This is a genomic window from Microcystis sp. M53602_WE12 (genome assembly GCF_030065455.1).
GTDB lineage: Bacteria > Cyanobacteriota > Cyanobacteriia > Cyanobacteriales > Microcystaceae > Microcystis > Microcystis aeruginosa.
In genome coordinates this window covers 1-1,864 of the sequence record NZ_JASJFB010000534.1, presented here as the reverse complement: position 1 = coordinate 1,864, position 1,864 = coordinate 1, and the positions used below count along the sequence as shown (strand labels likewise).

General features: G+C 36.0%; 1 protein-coding gene and 1 pseudogene. Both read right to left on the bottom strand.

Translation table 11 applies throughout. The features are described from left to right. A pseudogene (locus PX482_RS17310) lies at nt 1-89 on the bottom strand (IS200/IS605 family transposase); the annotation flags it as partial. After that, nucleotides 86-1,417, bottom strand: coding sequence for a P-loop NTPase fold protein (locus tag PX482_RS17305; protein WP_288095940.1), 1,332 nt, complete (start codon nt 1,415-1,417; stop codon nt 86-88). The pseudogene PX482_RS17310 and the gene PX482_RS17305, both read right to left, overlap by 4 nt. Nucleotides 1,418-1,864: the final 447 nt, after the last annotated feature.

Here is a 1,864-nt window from a genome sequence, read left to right as displayed (position 1 = left end):
TCGAAAACGGCTTTACGATATTTGGCTGGGAACACTAAATGATATAGCAAAACACTTACATTATGGCTCTTATGGATGTATTCACTCATTTTTCTATTGTACGCCGCGAGCGGCGGGGAATTAGACCCGAAGAGATTAAAGGATGCACATCATACCAACTTTTCAACTCTGCATCTGCATCAAAATAAGCATATTGTAAAATACAACGATTGAATAATAATTTACGATGAGCTTCATCATTTTGAATTTCGTTGGTACGATATACCTTAGCCAGAATTTTCCACTGCTCGTGTTCTACTGTTCTCTGATAAACATCTCTAGCTTGAGTTATTGCTCTTTGAGCAGCTTTTGCGGTAATAGGTAAAGCATCCACATGATCTAAAGCGGTTTGCATTAATAAAATTAGGTTTCGTACATGACCTTCAGTCATTAAACATAATCGCTCCAGAACTTCTTGACTTTCAAAAATATCTGTTTCTAGCTTTTTCGTCGGTAAAAATTGCTGCGTTCTTTTCTCAATAATAGCCTTAATTTTTGCCATACCATCAGGATTAATAGTACGATCAAGATTGCGGATCATAATCATCGGTAAAACCATCGGGTCATTATCATAAATATCCCGTAGATCATTGGCCCGATTAGAATAGGCCATTGAAATAGGTATAGTATAAATCAAATGACAATTTAACCCCTTTAATTGATTAGCTCGATCTAAAAAAATCTCATCATGATTAGTTTTATGATCTCGCCGATATATCGGTACAATGCGATCTAAGTTATCAACAATTACCACTAATTTTGTTGAATCATCTAAGACAGTTTTGCTATTATCAATAAACTCATTTAGTGCTGTTAACAGCGTAACAGTATGAGGATTGATTTTATTTCTTATTTCTTGTCTTTGACTGGGAATTGCCCGAATCGCCGCAGACAATTTACCAAAATATTTAATCAAGTCTCCCGTTTCTAATTTGACATCTTCCACTTTAATCTCTGTTAAAGCTAAATCAATTAAATCCTGCCAACGAGATTTTATCCAGTTTTTTAAGGGGGTTGAATTAGCCTGTTTTAGTTGTTCTAATAAATGGCGCGTACAGGCAATGAGAATATCTGTATATTGAGCATCTTCTGGATCGATATCGTCTTCATCTGCCGCAAAATAAACAACAAAACAATTTTTTTGCTCTAGATATTTTTTCAGCCGCAATAATTCCGTGGATTTCCCCCCTCCTCGATGTCCTGTGTAGAGTTGATGGGTGTAGTCTGTTGGCAGCGAACGAATAATTTTTCTGCCTAAATCTTGACAGACATCGGCATCCGCTCTCACTGCTTTTAGATTCACATAAAAGGGACTATCGGCAGGTAAAGGAACTGGTTTAAAGGCATTAGCAAGATTAGCGATTAATTGTTCAGACATAGGCGACTATAGCTTGATTGATGTCATTATTATAACAATACTTATTGACAAGATGTTATACCAAATCCGTTTTTAATATTACGACTAACTCTCGATCGAACTTCAAAAACCCAGTTATGGATTTTCCCCCACTTCCCTAGCGCTCTTCTGGAACTCTAGGCAGAAGAGAAATAGGAATTGCGTGGAAAAACCTTCTCTAAAAGAGAATTTATTAATTTATTAAGCAGGGAAAATAACCGACAGAACAAGCGAATTATTTGAGGACTAAAAACTGAACTTCCCCCATACATATATACCATAATAGCCGAAAACCCTTATCCATCAATGGATGCACCCCCTTAACTTATCTTAATGTACCCATGTAATTTGTAACATTTCTTAATGGAAAAGAATTCTCTCCATTTGCTAAAATGATAGCCATGTATATAGAAAAAGTTCCTAACCGTA